Here is a 16,121-nt window from a genome sequence, read left to right as displayed (position 1 = left end):
TGACTGTTTCTGCTTTCAGTATACGGAATGCTTCGCGCTTTTCAAGCCTTTTGGCACGAAAGCCCCGATTCCGGCACGAAATCGGGGTTTTCGCTGTGCCGGAGCCGGAAAGTTGTGGTATAATCTAAGCAGAATCTTTCCCGAAGGAGTCAGTCCGGCATGAGAATAGCAATTGTGGATGATCTGGAAACCGAGCGCGCACTGCTAAAAACGCGCCTTGCACGGCAGCTGAACCAGTGCGGCGCAAAGGCGGAAATTCTGGAATTTGAAAGCGGCGAGAGCTTTCTCGCCGCAGAAAAAGAGCGGCGCTTTACCGCCGCATTTCTGGATATTTATATGCAGGGGATGAGCGGCATGGACGCTGCCAAGGAGCTGCGCAAGACGGATGCAGACTGCCTTCTGATCTTCACCACGACCTCGACCGACCACGCGCTGGAAGGCTTTCAGGTGCGTGCGCTTCACTATCTCGTGAAGCCCTTTTCGGAGGAAGATCTTTCCGCCCTGCTTGCCGAGATGCTTGCAAGACTTCCCCGCCCTGAGCCGGTCCTGACGGTGAAAGCTAACGGCAGCGATGTCCGTCTTTGCTATCGGGATATTATTTCGGCAGAGCATTTTGCCCACAGGATCAACATCCGCACGACTGCCCGGAAAACGCTGGCCACACGCCAAAGCTTCAAGGAATTCACCGAACCGCTGAAAAAAGACCCCCGCTTTTTCGTCTGCGGCAGAGGCGTGATCGTCAATTTAGAGCACGCCGCTGATTTTCGGGATGGCGCCTTCTGTATGACAGACGGCAGCAGTGCCTATGTCAGTCAGGAACTTTTGAAGCCTGCCCGGCAGGCGTTTATGGAATTTCTGCTGCAAAGGGAGCGTATGAGATGAAAGAAATTCTGCGTCCGATTTTGGAGTTGCTCGTCGTACTCCCCGGTCTTTTGCTTGGATATTTCCCCGTAAAAACCTATCTGAAGCAGTCACCGGGAAGGCTGACCGCATGGCTTCTCCCCTTGATGGCGTGCCTGTGTATCGGCAGCGGGCTTGCCTGCTATCGGCTTCGGGCTTCTACGTTCTTTGCCCTTGCAGGGGTCGCACTGGCTGCAATTTGCCTGTACACCCGAACGCTTACCATCTCCCTCTGGAAATCCGGCACGATTGCGCTGTCCGTCTGCGCGGTGTTCGCGTGCGTGAACAGCTTGTCCCGCGCTGTCAGCGCCGCGATCATCCGGGATCAGCAGCTGCCGACGGACGAACCGTGGCTCTGCCTTGGGGCTTGCGTGTTCTATAACGCTGTTTGCTGGATCACTGTGCTGGCCGCGTATTATCCTGCGTCACATACGGTGCGTGCGATGGTCGAGGACGATAATTTTGCGCAAACCTGGTATGTGTTCTGGGTCCTGCCGCTGGCGTTCATTCTTTTGAACCTTTTTATGATTCCGCGCTATCAGACAACGCTGCAGACCGGGCGCGTGCTGCAGGGCTATATTGTGCTAAGCAGCGCACTTCTGATTTTTATGTTCTGCTTTAATGCGGTTTTTCTGCTGATGGCAACCAGCCTTAACCGTAATGCGAAACTGCAGCAGGAAAACCAGTTTCTTTCCATGCAGCAGCAGCGCTATGAGAGCCTTAAGACTGCTATCGAAGAAGCGCGGCAGGCACGGCACGATATGCGCCACCAATTCAATCAAATTTCTGTGCTGGTCGAGGCGGGTGATTCGGAGGAACTGAAAAGCTACCTCGCAAAAACCGTCGCCCGCATTCCGAATCTTGATATGTGCTTCAGCGAAAACCGTGCGGCTGACAGTGTTGTCGGCTATTACTGTGCCATGGCAAAGCGCGAGGAGATCCCCTTCCGCGCCAGACTCGATTTGCCGGAAACACTGCCGATCGATGAGATCGATATGTGCATGGTGCTGTCCAACCTGCTGGAAAATGCGCTGGAAGCGAGCCTTCGCACCGCTCCGGGCAGGCGGCAAATCGAAATAACCGCCTATGTACATAGTAATCGGATTCTTCTGGTCGAGGTTGAAAATGCGTTTGACGGCGAGGTCAACGAAAAGAACGGCGTTTTCCGCTCATCCAAACGGAAGGGTAACGGGATCGGCATCCAGTCCGTCACCCATATTGCAGAAAAGACCGGCGGTACAAGTACATTTACCTATCAAAATGGTACTTTCTGCGCCAAAGTTATGCTCTGCGGGCAAGAGCTGCATACCCCATGATGTCAGGATAGGAGCGAAATTTCTTTAGAAAAATTGCTAAAAAAGCACCGCAAGGCTTTCCGTCGGTTTTGAACCGTTTTGAGCCTTGTGGGGCTTGCCTATACGCTTTATATGTTCTTATCTGTTACTAGGTATAACTTCACTTGCCGTCGATTTCCTTCCCGTTCAATTCCGTTTTACAGAAATTAAAAAACCGCTGCGCCCCGAAAGGGTGCAATACGCCGCGCTTGCGGCAGAGGTAGGCGGTGCGGTCAGGGCAAGGCTCGGTGATGCGCAGGGTTTTAAGCCCCATACTTTGCAAAATTGGGTGATCCGGTACAATGGCTATGCCGAACCTAACGATAGAATCTTGCATTCCGTTTTGCAAGGATTGTTCTTTGCAAAAAGCAGCCCCTCCCCTGCCATAAGGCAAGGGTGGGGCTGCTGTATTGAGTCAGTGCGCTGTCAGGCGTAGCTGTGCATCAGCGCTTTTTCTTGATCGGATTATTCGGGCAGACTGCCCAGGTATTCGGTCAGCAGACGGATGCAGGTCTCTGCGTCCTGCAGGCTTACGGTTTCGCAGGCAGAGTGCATATAGCGCATCGGCAGCGAAACGATCAGCATTTCCACGCCGCCCGCTGCCTGATGGATCCCGTCGGCGTCGGTGTGGGTTCGCTCGCCCGAAACCTCAAACTGCAGCGAAATACCTGCACGCTTGGCAGCTTGCCTGATCTGCTCAATACGGCGGCGGCTGCAAATGGGGTTGATGCAGACGGCCGGGCCGCCGCCCAGCAGGATTTCACCGCATTCCTCCTTGGCGGCACCGTGCAGGTAGTCGCTGGTGTAAGTCACATCCACGACGATAGCCAGCTTGGGTTTTTGGCGGGATGCCGCCCAGTAAGCGCCGTTTTTGACGGTTTCCTCGCCCACGGTGGCGCACAGGCAGACCTGCGCATCCTTGCCGTTCTCGTGCAGACGGGTCAGTGTTTCCGACAGGATGTATACCCCCATCTTGTCATCCAGCGCACGGCCACTCAGGCAGTCGTTTTTCAGCATACGCCAGTCGGAATCAAAGGTGGCAATGTCCCCCACTTCTACCCATTCGGCGGCCTGCTCGGCGTTGGAGGCACCGATATCCACAATGATATCGGTGGCCTTGAACTCGCTGCGGCGGTACAGCTCGCGGTTGACCGACACACTGCCGTACACAACGCCAGCGCGCGTATAAATGCGCACACGGTGGCCAAAGTACATTGGGATATAAATGCCGCCCACACTGCAGACACGCAGCGTGCCGTCGGGCATGATGCAGGTCACCATCAGGCCGATTTCATCCATGTGCGCAGCCAGCAGCACACCCGCGCTGCCTGACACATCGCCCGCATAGAAGTTGCCGCTCGCATCGCGCACCGTGGCCAGGCCCTTTTGCGCAAAATACGGCTGCAAAACCTCAGCGGCCTGCGTTTCGCTTCCGGTTACGGAGGCAGTCTCCAGCAAAGACGAAAGAAACTCGTTCATGATCTTCTGCTCCTTATTCTTTGGACGGCAGCAGTTCCATCAGCAAAATGGACGCCATAATGATGATGCCGCCGATGACTAAGTTTGTGGTCAGGGTTTCCAGGCCCAGCACGACCGAGAACAGGCTGCCGAACAGCCCCTCGGTCGAAAGCAGCACACCGGCTTGGGCAGGGGTGGTGTGTTTTTGCGCCAGTGTCTGCAAAAAATAGCACAGACAGGTGCTAAAAAGTCCCAGATAGATGACGGCGGGCAGGCCGTGCTGCAAATCTGCCGCTGCCGCTGCGCCCGCATCGGTCAGCAGAAAAACCACCGCCGAAATAACCGCCGCCGTGGCCAGCTGCACAAGGTTGATCAGCATGACGTCCGCGCCGCGGGTAGCCCAGCCCAGCGTGGTGATGTGCAGGGCAAACAGCAAGGCACACAACAGAGTCATGGCATCGCCGTAGTTAAAACTGAGCGAAAAACTGCCCGGTGTAATACTGAGCACACCGATACCCAGCAGGGTCGTGGCGGTCAGCACAAAGGTCTTGGCAGACGGCCGTTTGCGGCTGACCGCCCAGACGATGAAAGGCACCATGACCACGTTGGTCGCGGTCAAAAAAGCACAGTGGGATACCGTTGTGTGCTGCTGGCCGACGATCTGCGTATAAAATGCGCCGAACAGTAGTACACCTGCCAGCCCGCCCATTTTGATATCGCGCAGGCGCAGCCGCTTGAGCTTAGGCAGGCAGACCGCCAGCATGACCACAGCGGCCAGCGCAAAACGCAGCGCCATGATCAGCGCGGCGCTCATGTGGGCGTCAATGGCCATCTGGCTGGCAATAAAGCCCGAACCCCAGATGCCCGCCACCAGCAGGCAGAGCAGGTCCGCCGCCCAGGCCTTTGTTTCCTGTTTTGTTTGCTGCAACGTTACACGCTCCTTTTATGCCTGTTCAAATGCAGAAAAAATCTCGTCCCAGTGGGGCAATGTCTCCGCCAGGGTTGCAAAGCGGAAATCCGCCTCGCTGTTGTCCTTGGCAGCCCCCACCGCCAGCACGCGCATACCCGCCGCCTTGCCGGCACGCACGCCCGTTTCGGCGTCCTCAACCACAAGGCACTGCTGCGGAGCAAAGCCGGCGCGCTCGCCCGCCTTGGCAAACACCTCGGGATGCGGCTTGGAGTGGGTGATGTCCAGCCCGCTGACCACCACCTGCATACCGTCCCCCAACTCGGTGCGCTGCAAAATTTCCGGCGTATTCTTGCTGGAGGATCCCACCGCCGTGACTACACCGCGCTCACGCAGCATAGCCAGCGTTTCGCGCACACCGGGCAGGGCATCTGCCCGGCTTAAATCGGTCAGCATGGCGCGGTACAGATCATTCTTTTCGGTAGCCAGGGCCAGTTTTTCGTCCTGCGTAAAGGTGCGCGGGCATTTTTCCAGCACGACCTCCAGCGATTCCATGCGGCTGACACCACGCTGGCGCATGTTGTCCTGCCGTGTAAACGGAACGCCGAGCTTTTCGGCGATGGCCTTCCATGCACGGTAGTGCAGCTCATCGGTAGATACCAGCACCCCGTCCAGGTCAAAAATCACACAGTTCAGCATAGGTTTCCCCTTCTTTTCAGATTCTGCGGGCCGTCCGACGCTCGCCGCCGCACAGGTATATAACGGGCTGTGTGCCGTTTTCCTGCTCAACGTCCACACCGTCCTGCGTTACGGTAATACGCAGGTCGGCACCGCGCCAGCGGATATGATACCGCACGCGCTGCCATTGTTCGGGCAGATGCGGCGTAAAGCAAAGCTCACCCGTGTCGGTGGTGGACATGCCGCAATAGCCCAGCGTGACACACTGCCATGTGCCGCCCGCCGAGGCTGCATGGATACCCTCGCGCGTATTGCGCTGGTTGTTGTCGATATCCACATACGCCGACCGACACAGATACTGGTAGGCGTGCTCGCTTTCGCCCACGCGCAGCCCCATCAGGCAGTGGATGCTGGGGCTCAAGGACGAACGATGCAGCGTGCGTTTCTCGTAATAGTCAAAGTTCAGACGCTGGGTCTCGGCGCTGAACTCATGCTCCATAAGGTACATCAGCATGACCACATCGGCCTGTTTCAGGATACAGCGCTGCTCTTTGGGTATCTCGGCCAGGGCCTTGGGCCACAGCGGCATGTTGTTTTCGTCCCACTCGTCGATGACAGCGTCCGCAAGGTCAAAGTAACCTTCAAACTGCTCAATGACGCCGTTGGTGTCGGGCAGGTAGATTTTTTCGGCATGCTCGCTCCAACGCTTCGGCTCGTCCTCTGCCAGGTCAATGCGCTGTGCCAGACGTGCGTAAACCTCAGGCTTTTCCTTTTTATAAAGGGCCAGGTATTCCACCGCCTTGCGGATATTCCACCGCGCCAAATAGTTGGTGTAGGCGTTGTTGTCCACCGGTTCATGCCATTCGTCGGGGCCTGTGACCTTGCAGATCTCGTAGCGGTCTTTTTCGGCGTTGTATTCCAGGCGGGACACCCAAAACCGCGCGGTCTCGCAGAGAATTTCCAGCCCCTCACGGTCAAAGAAATCCTCGTCCCCTGTCAGCTCAAAATAGTGCACACCGCCGTAAGCCACGGCCGCCGTGACGTGGTGCTCGTAGTCGGCCACATAGCAGCGGTAGCAGGAACCGTCCGGCTCAATGGTCCAGGCAGGACATTCCTCATCGCCAGTGTCTGCCGACTCCCACGGGTATTTGGCGCCGCGGAACCCGTTTTTGACGGCGTTTTCCCGCGCCTTGTCCAGCAAAAGATAGCGGTAATCCACCAGATTGCGCGCCACTTCGGGGAAAACATAGTCAAAGAAAGGCAGCAGGAACAGTTCGGTATCCCAGAACGCGTGGCCGCCGTACTCCTCGCCGTGGATGAGCTTGGCACCGATGTTGGTGCGGTTGTCGGTCCGGCTGGGGGTAGACATCAGATGGAAAATGTTGAACCGCAGCGCCTTTTGCAGGCGGTCATCGCCGGTCAGCTCCAGGTCCGCGCGGTGCCACAGGCGGGCATACTCGGCCAGATGTGCCTGCAGCTCGGCGTCAAAGCCGGTGTCCACAAAGGCCTGCAACCGCGCACGGGTCGTTTCGGCCACCTGAGATTCGGGCACATCGCGTCCTGTGCAGACGGCGGCATATTTTTCCACGCAGATGGTCTGCCCTTCCCGGCAGTAGGCGTCCACGAACTCGCAGGCAGTTTCGCCGTAGGGGCGGAACGCGCGGCTTTTCAGGATATCTCTGCCCTGCTCGTCCACAATGCGCACCCCCGCCGCCGTGCCGACGGGCAGCTTGAAGTCGCGGGTCTCACATCCCAGATAGCAGCCCAAGCCGTCCAGCGCGCGCAGGTCCGTGGTGCGGATATGCTTGACGCGGAAACGCGGAAAGTCAATAAAGTTGGTGACGGTGGCATCGATGATGTTTTCAAATTCCAGCAAACCGCCGTAGTTCAGCGGGGTCAGCCAGACCTTAAACCCGCCGCACCAGCCGTGGGCGCGGCTGAGGAATTTCAGAATTTCCACCTTGGTGCGTCGGCCGTCCGCCGCCTGAGTGACATAGCGCTTGGCCAGCAGACCGTGCTGCATATCCAGCACGCGCAGGTAGTCCTCGGGCGTGTTGCCCTCCTCGGGGGCGATCGGCTCGCACTGATAGTACATTTTCAGCTTGCACCAGTCGGGCGTGTTGGCCAGTTCGCGCTGGAATGCCTCGGAACGGTCAAACACACCGTTGATATAGTTGGCGGGCAGTGTGCGGCGGCAAAAGCCCTCCTCGGCGCTGGCACGGCTGCCCATGTAGCCGCTGGCCAAACAGAAGATACTTTCGTAGACGATCTGCTCACGCGGGTGGTAGCCTTCCTCCGCTACCAGCCAGGCGTCATCGGCCAGCAGGTCGCGGATGGGCTGGCAAAACCGGTCTTTCCACATAAACGGTTCCCCTTTCATGATGTTGCATAAGTTCTTATACCGCAAAATGCCTTACAGCCTTGCCATAGCGCGGCGGGCGGCGCGGGGGGCGTCCTCGTCGGGCCTCATGGGCGCAAAGGCCATTTTCCATGCGTAGTGAATGGGATACGCCTTATATTGCGCCATCGCGATTGGCCCGCAGCTGCCGCTGCCCAAACCGGAATTGCGGTAGTCCATGTGCAGGTACAGGCGGTCGGCATCGGGCGTAAGTTCGCAGTCGTGTGCGATATTTTGCAGCTGCTCATCGCTGTAACGGCGCACCGCCATGTCCAACGGGCGGTCGGCGGCAATAGCCAGACCTGCGCCGTTTTCTGCCTGCATAGCCGCCCAGCGCACACCCGTGCGGTTGGCGTTATCCTGCGGGCAGGAGTAGGCAAACCCCATATCGGCCGCCTGCTGCTGCCAGATACCGTCTGTCTGCGCCTGCTTGCTGTCACAGTAGCACTCACCCAGGCCAAAGCCGCGCCAGGTCACGCAGTGCAGGTCAGCGGGAACATGCAGTTCACTGCCGATTTTGGGCAGTTCGGTGGGTGCAGGGCCGTAGAAATCGCCGGTCAGCGCCACTGTCAGTGTGCCGTCGGCAAAGACGCGATAAGTCACCGTGACATCGGTGCCCCAATCCATCGCCTCAGGCGAGAATTTTCCCTCAACGCGAATTACCAGGGCGTCCTGCTCCTGCTGCCAGTCAATGGCGGATACGCACATCCGCATCGAGTGCAGGTGTTTTTCGTTCCACTGGGGCTGGTTTTTGATGTCGTTGTCGATATACGCGCGGTTGTAATTCAGTTCGGGGCCATGCTCCAGCAGACGCTGTCCGCGGCAGATGTACTCACAGATGCGCCCCTGCACGGGATCCAGCACAAAGGACCAATCCTTTCCGCTGACATACAGGGCATATCCCTGCCGTTCACAGGCGGCGGGCGCGGCGGGGGCGGCGGGCGCGGGGGTTTCCTCGCGCAGAACGACGCCGGCACGTCCGGCCGGCCAATCCTGCGGCAGCCCACCCAGGGCAGTGCTTGTGCGGAATTCCAACTCCAGCGTTACCAGGCTGCCGACGGGGCAGCCCTCCCCCATGTTTTCTGGCAGAGTCAACTCAAACGTGCTGCGGGGTGCGGCAGCGGGCATCGGCAAAGTAAACTCTTTTTGGGGCACACCGTCCCACAGCTCGCGGCCATGGCATACAAAGCCGTCCAATGTCAGGAAATCAAAGCGGTTTTTCACCCGCACATTGCCGCGCGCCAAATCAAACGCCTCAACGTGCACCGGCTCGGCCACGCGGGCGTACTCGAAGAATCCCGGCGAGGGCACGCCGTCCGAGCGCACCAACCCGTCCATGCAGAAGTTGCCGTTGTGGAATTTCTCGCCGTACTCGCCGCCAAAACGGTAACATTCGCGCCCGTCGGGCAGCTTTTCGTATACGCCGTGATCCTTAAATTCCCAGACAAAAATTCCCTGAATACGGCGGGAATTTTCGCACACTTCATAATATTCCTGCAGGCTGCCGGGGCCGTTGCCCATGGCATGGGCAAACTCGCAGTGGATATGCGGGCGCAGCGGGTCCTGCTGGGTGTCCAGCTCCTTCAGCATACCGATGGTCGAGTACATCGTGCTGGAAACATCCACGCTCTGGTTTTTGAAGTCCCCCTCGTAGTGTACGGGACGGGTCGGCTCGTTTTGCTTGCACCAGTCGTACATAGCCTTAAAGTTGGGGCCGTAGGCGGACTCATTGCCCAGGGACCACATCACCACGCAGGCGCGGTTGCGGTCGCGCCCGACCATGCGCTCGATGCGGTCAAGATATGCCTCGCGCCAGGTCGGGTCGCTGTTCAGGCGGGTATCCTTGCCCAGCGGTTCAAAGCCGTGGGTTTCCAGGTCGCACTCATCGATGACATACAGGCCTAACTCCTCGCACAAATCATAGAAGAAAGGGTTGTTGGGATAGTGCGAGCAGCGGATGGCGTTCAGTCCCGCCTGCTTGATCATCTGCAATTCGCTGCGGGTCTGCGCACAGGTGACGGCACGGCCCGTTTTGGGGTTATACTCGTGGCGGTTGACACCGCGCATAAAGATAGGCCGCCCGTTCAGCGTCAGTACGCCGTTTTCTATCGCAATATGGCGGAAACCGATTTTCTGCGGCACAGCCTCGGTCAGCGTGCCGTCGGCATCGTACACGGCAGCCACCACGGTGTACAGCGTCGGGGTCTCGGCCGTCCAGGCCCGCACAGCAGGAACACGCACCTCATCTGCGGGATGCGCCGTATGTGCCAGTACCGTACCGTTTTTGTCATAGACCGTCAGTTCCACATGGCCGCCCTGCACCGAAAGCGGCAGCACGGGGCGCAGGATGCCCTCGCCGGTATGCGTGTCGTAGTCGGGGTCCAGCACCATGTCCCGTAAATAGCAGGCCGGGCGGTTCAGCAGGGCAACATCACGGGTGATACCGCCCAGCCACCACATGTCCTGATCTTCCAGATAGGTACCGTCGCTGTACTGGTATACCACGACCGCCAGTTGATTTTCGCCGTCATGGACAAGCTCGGTAATATCAAACTCAGCGGGCATACGGCTGCCCTGCGAATATCCTGCCGCCTGACCGTTTACATACAGATGGTACGCACTTTCCACACCCTCAAAGCGCAGCATAACACGGCTGCCGTGCTGCGGCGTTACCGTAAAGGCGCGGCGGTAGACACCGGTTTCATTGCGCATGGGGATATGTGGCGGATCTGCTGGGAAGGGATACAAAAGATCGGTATAGCAGCGTTTTCCGTACCCTGCATACTGCCAGTTCATCGGCACGGTCAGGCAGGGGGCGGCGGCATCAAAGGGGGTTTGCAGCAATGCGTCCGGCACCTCCAGCGGGGAGGAAAACCAGTTGAAATTCCACTGCCCCGTCAGGCTTTGCACACGGGCAGAGTTCTCGCCCTGCCGTGCGGCGTCCACGTCCTGATAGGGGTAAAAATGTACGCGCGGTGCCAGCCGCCCGCGGGACAACACCGACTGGTCGTTCCAGTCAAAATGATACAGTTCGGTCATAAGGGTCGCTCTCCATTCTTTTTGTCATGAAACAGGGGTGCGATACACAGGATAAACAGCGTTGCCGCGCAGACCATAAGCCCCACAGCCAGCCAGAATACAAAGCCCACATCGCCGCGGCTAAGCAGTACGCCCACGACCAACGCCGTAAGCGCCCCCACAGTGCCCTTCATCAGCGAGCGAGCGCCCGCATAGATATCCTTCTGCGCCTCGTCAAGCGTCAGGTAGGTCACCGAGTCGATCATGTTTTTCAGCATGATTTCCAGCCCGCTGCGCACGATAAACAGTACGGCAAACAGGTAGACATTGCCCATCACAGCCAGCGCGGCCAGCACGGCAATCAACGCCGCATAGCCGCCCACATAGATGCCGGCGTGGTAGATTTTGCGCTGCAGACGCGGCGTGTACAGCGCCAGCAGAAACCCGCACACCAGCGAAACAGTCAGCACCGTGGAGATGCGGCTGTCCGGCCAGTTGCAGCGATATTTTAGGATCAGCGTTGAAAACGGGCCAATGGTGTTGCTGAGCGCACCGTGAAACGCAATGACCGCCAAAAACGAGAAAAACCTGCGATCCAGCACGGTTTTCAGCGGCGCGCGTTGGCGGCGCCGCGCGGCCTCGGGCGTTTTTCGGTCATCGTGCAGGGCCACCCAGCGCATCAGACCCACCAGCAGCGTGATAACACCCGCCAGCAGCATGGTGCCGCGGTAGCCTATCAGGCCCGGCAGCCGCCCGGCCAAAAAAGTGCCCAGCGCGCTGCACAGCGAAAATGTGGCAAAGGAAACACTGAACACCGTCACCCGTTCGCGGTCGTCGGCGCAGCTTTGGTACATGACCTGCACCTCGGATACCTCGACCATCGTCATGCCGACGGCCACAAAGACCACCGGCAAAAACAGCAGCGACAACGGGCAAAGCACATACAAAACCAAGTTGGCGCCGATCAGCAGCACACCGCCCGCATACATGTTTTTGCGGCCTGTTCGGCGGGCCAGAAAGCCCAGCGGCAGCGCGCACAGCCCCATGACCCCGATGCCGGCGCCGGTAATCACACCGATTTGCGCGGCAGTCAACCCCAGCGAGAGGAAAAACAAGTTCAGGATAAACCCGTACATGCCCATCGCCGTACCGTAGACAGCCTCGGTTCCGACATAAATCAGGGCCTGCCTGCTGAAGCGCTGCATTGCAATACCTCCTTGGGGCGCAGAATTATTCCGGCGCCGCCATTTCTCGGTAGACCCGTTCTTCCAGTCTGGCTGCTGTTTCGGCGCTGCAAATGTCAATAAAGTTGCGGGCCGGGTAGCTTAAAAACAGCGATTGTCCCAGCCGTTCCGCCTTGCTGCGGTCAAAGTTCGGGTCGCGGGCGGCACGGTCGGCCAACATTTCGGCGTAGATCTCCTCTGCCATAGCGCGGGTGCGCGTGTCGGCCAAAAGCTGGCGCACATTGACGTTGCGTCCCTGCGGGGCACGCTCACAGTCGCCGGTGTGCACGGCCAGTTTGGCGCGGCAGCGGATATCACGGCTGTGATGCGCGGCCTCCAGAATATAAACGCCGTCCTGTACCCAAAAGCGCTGCTCGCGCTCGCTCCACACGGAAAGATCTTCGGCACGCAGCGTAAAACTGACGTGGCCGATTTGTCCCGACTCCAGTTCCAGCGTTTCAAAACCCTTGAGCTGGCGAACATACCCCCACTGCCCCGAATCCTGCGCAGCGTACAGCTGCACGACCTCGCGCCCCTTGCGGGTGCCGATGTTCTGCACTGTGACGTTCACCTGCACCGCGCCGTCGGCGTCAAGTTCCCCTGCCGACAGCGATATGTCGCGATAGGCGAACTGCGTATAGCCCTCGCCCTGACCAAAGGCAAACTGCGGGTCAATTTTGCGCTTGTCGTACCAGCGGTAGCCGACATAGATGCCCTCGGCATAGTCGCAGACAGAACCATCCCCCGGAAAGTTGCCATAGCTGGGGGTATCCTCCAACCGCGCAGGGAAGGTTTCGGCCAAACGGCCTGTCGGCTCACAAGCGCCTGTCAGCACATCGGTCAATGCGGAACCAACAGCTTGTCCGGGCAGGTAGGCCATCAGGATGCTTTTTGCCTGCTGCGCCCACGGCATAGTAACCGCCGACCCTGCAAACAACACCACAACGGTGTTGGGGTTGGCGTGGCAGATACGCGCAATCAGCTCGTTCTGCTCGGCGAGCAGTTCCAAATCCACGCGGTCATAGCACTCGGCCTCATAGGCGTCGGGCAAGCCTGCAAACACAAGGGCGACTTCGGCCTGTTCGGCTGCCTGAACAGCGGCATCGGCCAGGGCGGCATCTCCGCCGTCCAGACGATAGCCGGGGGCAAAAATCAAATCGGGGTATGCCTTGCGCAGGCAGTCCAGCGGCACCTCCAGCTGTGCGGGCCGCACATGGGCACTGCCGCCGCCCTGATAGCGCGGCGTGCGGGCAAACTCGCCGATAACAGCCACGCGGCGGCCGTTTTGCAGCGGCAGGGTCGCGTCGTCATTTTTCAAAAGCACCATGGCCCGTGCGGCGATCTCCCGCGCCAGGGCAAGATGCGCCTGCTCGTCCATAGGCTGAGAAGGCTGTGCGTTCTGTCGGCGCTGCGCGCAGGTTTCGGCAAATTGCAGCAGGCGCAGTACACAGTCGTCCAGCTGCTGTTCACTCAGGCGGCCGTCCTCCAGCGCGGCATAGACATCGCCGTCAAATTTGCCGTGGGAGTCGGGCATTTCCAGGTCCATGCCGACGGCCACGCCGCCGTCACGTTGGCTGACCGAGCCCCAGTCGCTGATGATTACACCGTCAAAGCCCCATGCACCGCGCAAAACATCGCGCAGCAGCGAGCTTTCGGCCATTTGCTCCCCGTTGACGCGGTTGTAGGCACTCATCACAGTATCGGGATGTGCCTCGCGCACGGTCTTTTCAAAGGCTTTCAGGTAGATTTCGTGCAAAGGGCGCTGCCGCACGCGCACATCCACCGTCATGCGGCAGAATTCCTGATTGTTGAGTGCAAAATGTTTAAGACAGGCGCTGACGCCGCCCTGCTGCAAGGCGCGCACATAGGCACACGCCAGCTCGGACGCAAGGTACGGGTCCTCGGACAAATACTCAAAATTGCGGCCGCACAGCGGGCTGCGCTTGATGTTAGCCCCTGGGCCCAGCAAAATATCCAGCGATGCAGCGCGACATTCCTCGGCCAAGGCCTGTGCCAGACGCGCCGCCAGCGCACGATCCCAGGTAGATGCCAGCGCGGCCATAGCGGGGTAGCAGATGGCGGGAAGGCTGTCGCGGGTAAGTTGATCGGTCTCGATACGCAACCCGTTGGGGCCGTCTGCCATGGCGACCGCCTGCACGCCCAACTCCGGAATGGCCTTGGTGTGCCAGTCGCCGTCGCCGGAAAGAAACGCCACCTTTTGCTGCAGTGTCATTTTCTTCAAGATCTGCTCGGGTTTCACGCCAAACCTCCTTTGGCGCACGGCAACCGCACGCCCTGTGAGAAAAATCGGCCCTTCAGAAACAGAAGGGCCTTTGGGATGCCTGATTACTCTTTGACACCGCCCAACGCAATGCCCTGAATGAAGGTCTTTTGGAAGATGAGGTACACGATCAGCACCGGCACAACAGAAATGCAGATACCGGCAAACATCGGGCCGTAGTCGGCCACAAACTGGCCCTTGGTCATAGCCAGACCGATGGGCAGCGTGTACTTTTTCATGTCGTTCAACATCAGATACGGCCACAGGTAGTTGTCCCACTCCCACAGGAAGGTGAAAATGGCCAGCGCACCGATGGCGTTAAGCATCATGGGAAGAACAATGCGGTGGAAAATTTTCAGCTCGCCCGCGCCGTCCAGTCGCCCGGCTTCGATCAGCGAGTCGGGGATAGAGAAGGCAAACTGGCGCATCATAAACACACCGAATGCTGAAGTCAGCGAGCTGTACAGAATCGAGATATCGGTGTTGATCCACTTGAACCAGACCATCATCTGGTAGTTGGGGATCAGTGTGGCGGGCCAGGGGATCATCATGGTGGACAGGATCATGATAAAGATGAAACGGTTGCCGCGGAACTGGAACTTGGCCAGCACATAACCCACGATGGCCGAAACATACAGCACGACCAGTGTCTTGATAACGGTATACTTCAGGCTGTTCATAAAGAACAGGCCGAAGTTATACTTGACCATAACGTTGATGAAGTTGTCGAAATAACCCCAGTTTTCGGGGAAGAACTGCGGCGGGATGCGGGTAATTTCCGCTGTGGTCTTTAAGCTGCACAGCATCATCCACAGGAAGGGAAACAGCATCACGGCCACGACCAGCAGCAGGAACAAATGGCACAGTAGGTAACCGATGCGTATCGGTTTACGTCTTTTGATCGTATTCATGTATCGTCATACCTTTCTTTCGTATACAGGCTGGGTCAATCTGCTTCCTTCTTGTCGAATCGCATCTGTATCAGCGACAGCACAAAAATAATAGCAAACAACAGGAACGATACGGCAGATGCAAAACCGAAGTTGTAGTAGGTAAACGCCTGTTCAAAGATATAGAACGACATGGTCCATGTACTGGTACCGGGACCGCCGCCGGTAATAAACTTAACAGGGGTATACACCTGCATATAGTCGATCAGCTTGGTGATGATCAGGATGGTCATTGTGTTGCGGATCAACGGCAGCGTAATGCTGAAGAACTGGCGCGGCTTGCTGGCACCGTCGATCTCGGCACTTTCGTAGATGCTGGGGTCAATGTTGTTGATGCCGGCCAGAATCAGCACCAGCGCATAGCCGATGTCCTTCCACGCCTGCACAAACATCAAAACCGGCAAAGCTACGTTGGCGTCCTGCAGCCATGGCACCTTGGAAAGGCCCATCTGCATCAGCAAAGCGTTGAAGAGACCGTCGTCGTAGCGGAACATGAATTTCCACAGCATCGAGGTCGCAACCGTCGAGCTGATGACCGGCAGAAAATACGCGCCGCGGTAGAAACCCATACCCTTTTTGACGCCCTGCATCATGGCCGCCAACAAAAGGCTGAAAACAACCGTTATAATCAGTGCACCGATGGTAAACAGCACGGTATTTCTAAGCGAAAGCCAGAAATCCGGGCTTTGGATGACGTAGGTATAGTTGCCCAGACCCACAAATTCAAATTGGCTGCGGAACGGGTTCCAGTTATAAAAGCTGGTCCACAAACCGTACACGATCGGGAAAAAGATGAACAGGCCGTAGGTGACGAGCACAAAGCCCATCGTACCGCCGATCATCAACCGTCGGCCCGGCTGGCGCATCGAAGATTTTTTTGCTGCTGTCTTTGGTTTCACGTTATTCACCCCTGATGATTTGCCGGCATGCATTACCCTTTGGGCGGGTAATAAAAGCGGGCCGCCGCAACATTT

12 protein-coding genes are annotated in these 16,121 nt (G+C 58.1%); 2 read left to right on the top strand and 10 right to left on the bottom strand.

Going from position 1 to position 16,121, the window contains the following annotated elements; all coding sequences use genetic code 11:
- Window positions 1-159: 159 nt before the first annotated feature.
- Window positions 160-882 carry a LytTR family DNA-binding domain-containing protein gene (locus tag Q0I19_RS07125; protein ID WP_294760757.1) on the top strand — a complete coding sequence of 241 codons (723 nt, stop codon included), beginning with the start codon at window positions 160-162 and terminating at the stop codon, window positions 880-882.
- Complete coding sequence (locus Q0I19_RS07120) at window positions 879-2,216, top strand: sensor histidine kinase (protein WP_294760758.1); 1,338 nt, start codon at window positions 879-881, stop codon at window positions 2,214-2,216. The genes Q0I19_RS07125 and Q0I19_RS07120 overlap by 4 nt, the downstream gene beginning before the upstream one ends.
- Before the next feature lie 139 nt (window positions 2,217-2,355).
- On the opposite strand, the gene Q0I19_RS07115 is transcribed toward Q0I19_RS07120, so the two are convergent.
- The 10 genes from Q0I19_RS07115 to Q0I19_RS07070 all read right to left on the bottom strand — a co-directional run bounded on the left by Q0I19_RS07115 (window position 2,356) and on the right by Q0I19_RS07070 (window position 16,046).
- The gene (locus Q0I19_RS07115) at window positions 2,356-2,628 is read right to left on the bottom strand and encodes a hypothetical protein (RefSeq protein ID WP_294760759.1); all 273 of its coding nucleotides are present in this window, start codon (window positions 2,626-2,628) and stop codon (window positions 2,356-2,358) included.
- Between the two features lie 71 nt (window positions 2,629-2,699).
- Window positions 2,700-3,713, bottom strand: coding sequence for a M20/M25/M40 family metallo-hydrolase (locus Q0I19_RS07110; protein ID WP_294760760.1), 1,014 nt, complete (start codon window positions 3,711-3,713; stop codon window positions 2,700-2,702).
- A gap of 13 nt (window positions 3,714-3,726) precedes the next feature.
- Entirely contained in the window at window positions 3,727-4,620 is an 894-nt protein-coding gene (locus Q0I19_RS07105; protein WP_294760761.1) for a DMT family transporter, read from the bottom strand.
- Between the two features lie 15 nt (window positions 4,621-4,635).
- A complete protein-coding gene (gene pgmB, locus Q0I19_RS07100; RefSeq protein ID WP_294760763.1) occupies window positions 4,636-5,298 on the bottom strand; it encodes a beta-phosphoglucomutase in 663 nt (220 codons plus the stop codon).
- Window positions 5,299-5,314: 16 nt separating this feature from the next.
- A complete protein-coding gene (locus Q0I19_RS07095; RefSeq protein ID WP_294760764.1) occupies window positions 5,315-7,639 on the bottom strand; it encodes a glycosyl hydrolase family 65 protein in 2,325 nt (774 codons plus the stop codon).
- A 51-nt stretch (window positions 7,640-7,690) separates the two neighbouring features.
- Window positions 7,691-10,714 (bottom strand): glycoside hydrolase family 2 TIM barrel-domain containing protein, encoded by a 3,024-nt coding sequence (locus Q0I19_RS07090; RefSeq protein WP_294760765.1) that lies wholly within the window; start codon window positions 10,712-10,714, stop codon window positions 7,691-7,693.
- Complete coding sequence (locus Q0I19_RS07085; protein ID WP_294760766.1) at window positions 10,711-11,898, bottom strand: MFS transporter; 1,188 nt, start codon at window positions 11,896-11,898, stop codon at window positions 10,711-10,713. The genes Q0I19_RS07090 and Q0I19_RS07085 overlap by 4 nt, the downstream gene beginning before the upstream one ends.
- A 25-nt stretch (window positions 11,899-11,923) precedes the next feature.
- The gene (locus Q0I19_RS07080) at window positions 11,924-14,176 is read right to left on the bottom strand and encodes a glycoside hydrolase family 3 C-terminal domain-containing protein (protein WP_294760767.1); all 2,253 of its coding nucleotides are present in this window, start codon (window positions 14,174-14,176) and stop codon (window positions 11,924-11,926) included.
- 86 nt (window positions 14,177-14,262) lie between these two features.
- Window positions 14,263-15,108: a carbohydrate ABC transporter permease gene (locus Q0I19_RS07075; RefSeq protein WP_294760768.1), complete on the bottom strand. Its 846-nt coding sequence runs from the start codon at window positions 15,106-15,108 to the stop codon at window positions 14,263-14,265.
- 35 nt (window positions 15,109-15,143) lie between these two features.
- A complete protein-coding gene (locus Q0I19_RS07070; protein WP_294760770.1) occupies window positions 15,144-16,046 on the bottom strand; it encodes a sugar ABC transporter permease in 903 nt (300 codons plus the stop codon).
- Between the last annotated feature and the right edge of the window lie 75 nt (window positions 16,047-16,121).

Source organism: uncultured Gemmiger sp. (genome assembly GCF_934561205.1).
In the GTDB taxonomy this organism is placed as follows: Bacteria; Bacillota; Clostridia; order Oscillospirales; family Ruminococcaceae; genus Gemmiger.
This window is presented reverse-complemented; position numbering and strand designations above follow the sequence as displayed.